Consider the following 7054-nt stretch of genomic DNA (forward strand, 5'->3'; position numbering starts at 1 on the left):
CGGTGCGGCTCCTGCGGGTGCCCGCGGTGGTCCTTCGAGCTTTGCACCGGCTTCGGGGCGCGTCCATACGTCGTACACGGACCGACCCTCGGAGGGACGCCGACGCGGCGGGGACGGGTGCCCGCCGCGTCGGCGGCACGTGCGTGGCTACGATGGGTGAGCCGGTGGTCATAGGGGCCGCGCGGCCCACCGAACCTCGGGAAGGCCATGCTGAACAAGTACGCGCGTGCCTTTTTCACGCGTGTCCTCACACCGTTCGCCGCGTTTCTGCTCCGCCGGGGCGTCAGCCCCGACGCGGTCACGCTCATCGGCACGGCGGGAGTGATGGCCGGTGCGCTGGTCTTCTTCCCCCGGGGAGAGTTCTTCTGGGGCACGATCGTCATCACCCTCTTCGTCTTCTCCGACCTCGTCGACGGCAACATGGCGCGGCAGGCGGGGATCTCCAGCCGTTGGGGAGCGTTCCTCGACTCGACGCTCGACCGGGTCGCGGACGGCGCGATCTTCGGCGGCTTCGCGCTCTGGTACGCGGGCACGGGCGACGACAACGTCCTGTGCGCCGTCGCGATCTTCTGCCTCGCGAGCGGCCAGGTCGTCTCGTACACCAAGGCGCGTGGCGAATCGATTGGCCTGCCGGTCGCCGTCAACGGACTGATCGAGCGCGCCGAGCGCCTCGTCATCTCGCTGGTCGCCGCCGGCCTCGCCGGACTCCACGCCTTCGGCGTGCCCGGCGTCCAGGTGCTGCTACCCATCGCCCTGTGGATCGTGGCGGTCGGCAGCGCGGTGACCCTGGGGCAGCGCGTGGTGACCGTACGACGCGAGTCGGCCGAGGCGGACGCCGCGGCCAGGGGGAGCGAGGCGACTTCGTGAGCGCACTGAAGGACAAGCTGACCGACGGGGTCTACGGCCTCGGCTGGTCGACCGTGAAGAAGCTGCCGGAGCCGGTGGCGACAGGCCTCGGCCGGCGGATCGCCGACTTCACCTGGAAGCGGCGCGGCAAGAGCGTCCTGCGGCTGGAGTCCAACCTCGCGCGCGTGGTGCCGGACGCCACGCCCGAGCGGCTCGCCGAGCTGTCGAAGGCCGGCATGCGCTCGTACATGCGCTACTGGATGGAGTCCTTCCGGCTGCCGACCTGGAGCGCGGAACGGGTCGCGAAGGACGTCGACATCCAGGGCGCCCACCACCTGCTCGACGGGATCGAGAGCGGGCGGGGCGTCATCATCGCGCTGCCGCACCTGGCCAACTGGGACCTGGCGGGCGTGTGGGTGACCCGCACGCTCGGCGTGCCGTTCACGACGGTCGCCGAGCGGCTCAGGCCGGAGACCCTGTACGACCGCTTCGTCGCCTACCGCGAGTCCCTCGGCATGGAGGTCCTGCCGCACACCGGTGGCTCCGCCTTCGGGACGCTCGCGCGACGGCTGCGGGCCGGTGGGCTGATCTGTCTGGTCGCCGACCGGGACCTGTCGGCCTCCGGGGTCGAGGTCTCGTTCTTCGGCGACACGGCGCGGATGCCGGCGGGACCGGCGATCCTCGCCCAGCAGACGGGAGCACTGCTGCTGCCGGTGACGCTCTGGTACGACGAGGGGACGTCGGTCATGCGGGGGCAGATCCATCCGCCCGTCGACGTACCCGAGTCGGGTACCCGGGCCGAGCGGACGACCGCCGCGACCCAGGCGCTGGCGGACGTCTTCGCCGCCGGGATCGCGGACCACCCGGAGGACTGGCACATGCTGCAACGACTGTGGCTCGCGGACCTGGAAGAACGCCCCGAGGCTCGGCAGGGCCCGAGCGGGGACGGGGGCCGGGACCAGGGTCAGAAGCAGGCCGAGGGCCAGGCTCGGAACCACGACGACGGCCGCGGCCACGACGACGGCCACGACGACGGCCACGGCCACGACGACGGCCACGACCACGGCCGCAGCCGCGGCCAGGACGAGGACCGGGACCTGCGCCCGGACCGGGCGGGGGAGCGGAGCGCGTGAGAATCGGGATCGTCTGCCCGTACTCCTGGGACGTGCCGGGCGGCGTCCAGTTCCACATCCGCGACCTCGCCGAGCACCTCATCGGGCTCGGCCACGAGGTCTCCGTCCTCGCCCCGGCCGACGACGAGACCCCGCTCCCGCCGTACGTGGTCTCGGCCGGCCGGGCCGTGCCCGTCCCGTACAACGGCTCAGTGGCCCGGCTCAACTTCGGCTTCCTGTCCGCCGCCCGGGTGCGGCGCTGGCTGCACGACGGCACGTTCGACGTCGTCCACATCCACGAGCCGACCTCACCGTCGCTCGGGCTGCTCACCTGCTGGGCGGCGCAGGGTCCGATCGTGGCGACCTTCCACACCTCGAACCCGCGCTCGCGGGCGATGATCGCCGCGTACCCGATCCTCCAGCCGGCGCTGGAGAAGATCAGCGCCCGCATCGCGGTGAGCGAGTACGCGCGGCGGACGCTCGTCGAGCACCTCGGCGGCGACGCCGTCCTCATCCCCAACGGCGTCGACGTGGACTTCTTCGCCCGCGCAGAGCCGAAGAAGGAGTGGCAGGGCGAGACGCTCGGCTTCATCGGGCGGATCGACGAGCCGCGCAAGGGACTGCCCGTCCTCATGCGGGCCCTGCCCACGATCCTCGCCGCACGGCCCGGGACCCGGCTGCTCGTCGCCGGCCGCGGGGACGAGGAGGAGGCGGTGGCCTCGCTGCCGGCCGAGATGCGCTCCCGCGTGGAGTTCCTCGGCATGGTCAGCGACGAGGACAAGGCGCGGCTGCTGCGGAGCGTGGACGTGTACGTGGCGCCCAACACCGGCGGCGAGAGCTTCGGCATCATCCTCGTCGAGGCGATGTCGGCCGGCGCGCCGGTGCTCGCCGCCGACCTCGACGCCTTCGCCCAGGTCCTCGACCAGGGCGGTGCGGGCGAGCTCTTCGCCAACGAGGACGCCGACGCGCTCGCGGACGCGGCGATCCGGCTCCTCGGCGACGAGCCCCGTCGCGCGCAGCTCAGCGCCCGGGGCTCGTCGCACGTACGGCGCTTCGACTGGAGCACGGTCGCCGCGGACATCCTCGCCGTCTACGAGACGGTCACGGACGGCGCGGCGGCGGTGGCCACGGACGAACGAGTCGGCCTCCGGGCCCGCCTGGGCCTCTCGGCGAGGGACTGAAGGAGGGCCTTACGGTCCCTGCCGCCTCCCGCCCGCCCGTACGCCCCCGGCGGAACCCCGCCCCGCCGTTCCGGCGCGCCCGGCAGGCTGAGGTGATGACCCCGATCACCGTGCACCGGCTCGACCTCGGGTACTTCACCCGCCCCGCCGCCGAGTGGGGCGGGCCCCACGCGCGCGTGGAGCCCGTCCTCGGATATCTCGTGCGGCACGCGCGCGGAGCGTTCCTCCTCGACACCGGTATGGGCATGGGCTCGCCCGAGACCGACGCCCACTACCGGCCGGTCCGCAGGCCGCTGACCGTCCGGCCCGCGGACGTGGACGTCATCGTCAACTGCCACCTTCATTTCGACCACATCGGCGGCAACCAGCGCTTCCCCGCCACCCCGGTCCTCGTCCAGCGCGTCGAGCTCGCCGCCGCCCGTGCCGGCGGCCACACCATCGACTCGCTCCTTCCCGGTGTCCGGTACGAGGAGATCGACGGCGAGCACGAGATCGCCCCGGGCGTCCTCGTCGTGCCGACCCCGGGGCACACCGAAGGCCACCAGTCCGTCCTCCTCGACCACGGGGACCGGGTCACGGTCCTCGCCGGGCAGGCGTACGACTTCGCGGCCGAGTTCGGTACGCCGTACCGGCCCTGGCTCGACCGGCTCGCCGAGCTCGCCGCCGGCCGTCCCGCCCGTGTCCTGTTCGCCCACGACCGTGACCTTTGGGAAGGGACGCTGCCGCCGCCCCGGTAGCCTGTGCGCCCGTGACCGAAACCCTGATCTGGACCGTCGTCGCGCTGATCTTCATCGGCGTCTATCTCAGCTGGACCGCCGGGCGGCTCGACCGGCTGCACTCCCGTATCGACGCCGCCCGCGCCGCCCTGGACGCCCAGCTCCTGCGCCGGGCCTCGGTCACCCAGGAACTGGCCACCTCGGGGGTCCTCGACCCGGCCGCCTCGATCGTGCTGTACGAGGCCGCGCACGCCGCCCGGCAGGCCGAGGAGGACCATCGGGAGGTCGCGGAGAGCGAGCTCAGCCAGGCCCTGCGGGCCGTCTTCGGCGAGCCCGAGCAGGTGGAGGTCGTACGGGAGGCGCCCGGCGGCCCCGAGGCCGCGGGGGAGCTGGCCGCGGCCGTGCGCCGGGTGCCGATGGCGCGCCGCTTCCACAACGACGCCGTACGGGCCGCCCGTGCCCTGCGCCGCCACCGCAAGGTCCGCTGGTTCCGGCTCGCAGGCCACGCGCCCTTCCCGCTGGCCTTCGAAATGGACGACGAGCCGCCTGTGGCCCTTGCTGATCGTCCGGCCTGAACGTCCGTCACCTGGGAAAACGATCCACCGGGTCCACATTGGCCCTTGCAGGGGACCCCATGTGGCCTGTTTCCTCGTCTTGTCTTCAACCCCTGTTGTTCACGAGTGAGGTATCCGTGTCCACCACGCCTTCCACCACCTTCCAGTCCCCCGAGACCGGCACCGCGCGCGTGAAGCGCGGCATGGCCGAGCAGCTCAAGGGCGGCGTGATCATGGACGTGGTCAACGCCGAGCAGGCGAAGATCGCCGAGGACGCCGGCGCCGTGGCCGTCATGGCCCTGGAGCGGGTCCCCGCGGACATCCGCAAGGACGGCGGCGTGGCCCGCATGTCCGACCCGAACATGATCGAAGAGATCATCGGCGCCGTCTCCATCCCGGTCATGGCCAAGTCCCGCATCGGTCACTTCGTCGAGGCCCAGGTCCTGCAGTCCCTCGGCGTCGACTACATCGACGAGTCCGAGGTCCTGACCCCGGCCGACGAGGTCAACCACTCCGACAAGTGGGCCTTCACGACCCCCTTCGTCTGTGGTGCCACCAACCTGGGCGAGGCCCTGCGCCGCATCGCCGAGGGCGCGGCCATGATCCGCTCCAAGGGCGAGGCCGGCACCGGCAACGTCGTCGAGGCCGTCCGCCACCTGCGCCAGATCAAGAACGAGATCGCCAAGCTGCGCGGCTTCGACAACAACGAGCTGTTCGCCGCCGCCAAGGAGCTCCGCGCGCCGTACGAGCTCGTCAAGGAGGTCGCCGAGCTCGGCAAGCTGCCGGTCGTGCTGTTCTCCGCCGGTGGTGTCGCCACCCCCGCCGACGCCGCGCTCATGCGCCAGCTCGGTGCCGAGGGCGTCTTCGTGGGCTCGGGCATCTTCAAGTCCGGCGACCCGGCCAAGCGCGCCGCCGCCATCGTCAAGGCCACCACGTTCTTCGACGACCCGAAGATCATCGCGGACGCCTCCCGCAACCTGGGCGAGGCCATGGTCGGCATCAACTGCGACACCCTCCCCGAGTCCGAGCGCTACGCCAACCGTGGCTGGTAAGCACCGATGAACCCTTCTCCCGTCATTGGTGTCCTGGCCCTCCAGGGCGACGTACGGGAGCACCTGATCGCCCTGGCCTCGGCTGACGCCGTGGCCAGGCCGGTGAGGCGCCCCGAGGAGCTCGCCGAGGTCGACGGCCTGGTCATCCCCGGTGGTGAGTCCACCACCATCTCCAAGCTGGCCGCGCTCTTCGGCCTCATGGAGCCGCTCCGCGAGCGCATCGCCGCGGGCATGCCGGTCTACGGCACCTGCGCCGGTCTGATCATGCTCGCCGACAAGATCCTCGACCCGCGCTCGGGGCAGGAGACCTTCGGCGGCATCGACATGATCGTCCGCCGCAACGCCTTCGGTCGGCAGAACGAGTCCTTCGAGGCCGGAGTCACCGTCACGGGCGTCGAGGACGGCCCCGTCGAGGGCGTCTTCATCCGCGCCCCGTGGGTGGAGTCCGTCGGGGCCCAGGTCGAGGTCCTCGCCGAGCACGGCGGCCACATCGTCGCCGTACGGCAGGGGAACGCCCTGGCCACTTCGTTCCACCCCGAACTCACGGGGGACCACCGACTGCACGGCCTGTTCGTCGACATGGTGCGCGCGGCGCGGTGACTCGACCCCGGTAGGATCTCTGGGGTTCGTTCAGAAATGGGTTACGCGAAGGAGACAGGCAGATGTCCGGCCACTCTAAATGGGCTACGACGAAGCACAAGAAGGCCGTGATCGACGCCAAGCGCGGCAAGCTCTTCGCGAAGCTGATCAAGAACATCGAGGTCGCGGCCCGCACGGGCGGCGCCGACCTGGACGGCAACCCGACGCTGTTCGACGCCGTCCAGAAGGCGAAGAAGCAGTCGGTCCCGAACAAGAACATCGACTCCGCGCTCAAGCGCGGTGCGGGTCTTGAGGCCGGCGGCGCCGACTACGCCACGATCATGTACGAGGGCTACGGCCCGAACGGTGTCGCGGTGCTCATCGAGTGCCTCACCGACAACCGCAACCGCGCCGCCTCCGACGTGCGCGTGGCCATGACCCGCAACGGCGGCTCGATGGCCGACCCGGGCTCGGTCTCGTACCTGTTCAACCGCAAGGGCGTCGTCGTGCTCCCCAAGGGCGAGCTGTCCGAGGACGACGTCCTGGAGACGGTGCTCGAAGCCGGCGCCGAGGAGGTCAACGACCTCGGTGACTCCTTCGAGATCATCAGCGAGGCCACCGACCTGGTCGCGGTCCGTACCGCGCTCCAGGAGGCCGGGATCGACTACGACTCGGCCGACTCCAGCTTCGTCCCGACCATGCAGGTCGAGCTCGACGAAGAGGGCGCGCGCAAGATGTTCAAGCTGATCGACGCGCTGGAGGACAGCGACGACGTGCAGAACGTCTTCGCCAACTTCGACGTCAGCGACGAGATCATGGAGAAGGTCGACGCCTGATCGCGTCAGATCGTGCCGGATCTTGCCGGATCGCGGTGATCATGCCTGATCACGGCTGTTTCGCAGCGGGCCGACGGGGACACACCCCCCCCCCGCCCCCCGGCGGTGGAAGGGAGGCCCGAACCCACCCAACAAAAATAAGTCGACCGCGGCAGGGGGGGGGGCGCATGGGGGAGTT

At 71.2% G+C, this 7054-nt stretch carries 8 protein-coding genes; all 8 read left to right on the forward strand.

All coding sequences use genetic code 11. The annotated features are described in order from the left end of the window. Nucleotides 1-207 precede the first annotated feature (207 nt). On the forward strand, nt 208-867 hold the full coding sequence (gene pgsA / locus ACWFR1_RS10360) for a phosphatidylinositol phosphate synthase (RefSeq protein WP_317593807.1): 660 nt from the start codon (nt 208-210) through the stop codon (nt 865-867). Continuing rightward, nucleotides 864-1979, forward strand: a complete 1116-nt coding sequence (locus ACWFR1_RS10365) for a phosphatidylinositol mannoside acyltransferase (protein ID WP_453548743.1) — start codon at nt 864-866, stop codon at nt 1977-1979. The genes pgsA and ACWFR1_RS10365 overlap by 4 nt, the downstream gene beginning before the upstream one ends. Next, nucleotides 1976-3139, forward strand: coding sequence for a glycosyltransferase family 4 protein (locus ACWFR1_RS10370; RefSeq protein ID WP_453548745.1), 1164 nt, complete (start codon nt 1976-1978; stop codon nt 3137-3139). The genes ACWFR1_RS10365 and ACWFR1_RS10370 overlap by 4 nt, the downstream gene beginning before the upstream one ends. A gap of 95 nt (nt 3140-3234) precedes the next feature. Next, nucleotides 3235-3876 carry an N-acyl homoserine lactonase family protein gene (locus ACWFR1_RS10375; RefSeq protein ID WP_453548747.1) on the forward strand — a complete coding sequence of 214 codons (642 nt, stop codon included), beginning with the start codon at nt 3235-3237 and terminating at the stop codon, nt 3874-3876. Nucleotides 3877-3887: 11 nt separating this feature from the next. Further along, nucleotides 3888-4430 carry a hypothetical protein gene (locus tag ACWFR1_RS10380; RefSeq protein WP_453548749.1) on the forward strand — a complete coding sequence of 181 codons (543 nt, stop codon included), beginning with the start codon at nt 3888-3890 and terminating at the stop codon, nt 4428-4430. Between the two features lie 116 nt (nt 4431-4546). Next, nucleotides 4547-5461 (forward strand): pyridoxal 5'-phosphate synthase lyase subunit PdxS, encoded by a 915-nt coding sequence (pdxS, locus tag ACWFR1_RS10385; RefSeq protein ID WP_024758566.1) that lies wholly within the window; start codon nt 4547-4549, stop codon nt 5459-5461. Nucleotides 5462-5467: 6 nt separating this feature from the next. Continuing rightward, a complete protein-coding gene (pdxT, locus tag ACWFR1_RS10390) occupies nt 5468-6061 on the forward strand; it encodes a pyridoxal 5'-phosphate synthase glutaminase subunit PdxT (RefSeq protein WP_453548752.1) in 594 nt (197 codons plus the stop codon). 62 nt (nt 6062-6123) lie between these two features. After that, entirely contained in the window at nt 6124-6876 is a 753-nt protein-coding gene (locus tag ACWFR1_RS10395) for a YebC/PmpR family DNA-binding transcriptional regulator (protein ID WP_453548754.1), read from the forward strand. Nucleotides 6877-7054 lie beyond the last annotated feature (178 nt).

The organism is Streptomyces sp. NPDC055103 (assembly GCF_053607625.1).

Coding starts and splice junctions, on each gene's coding strand:
- ACWFR1_RS10395 (WP_453548754.1), top strand. CDS start 6,124: ATGTCCGGCCACTCTAAATGGGCTACGACGAAGCACAAGAAGGCCGTG.
- ACWFR1_RS10375 (WP_453548747.1), top strand. CDS start 3,235: ATGACCCCGATCACCGTGCACCGGCTCGACCTCGGGTACTTCACCCGC.
- pdxT (WP_453548752.1), top strand. CDS start 5,468: ATGAACCCTTCTCCCGTCATTGGTGTCCTGGCCCTCCAGGGCGACGTA.
- pgsA (WP_317593807.1), top strand. CDS start 208: ATGCTGAACAAGTACGCGCGTGCCTTTTTCACGCGTGTCCTCACACCG.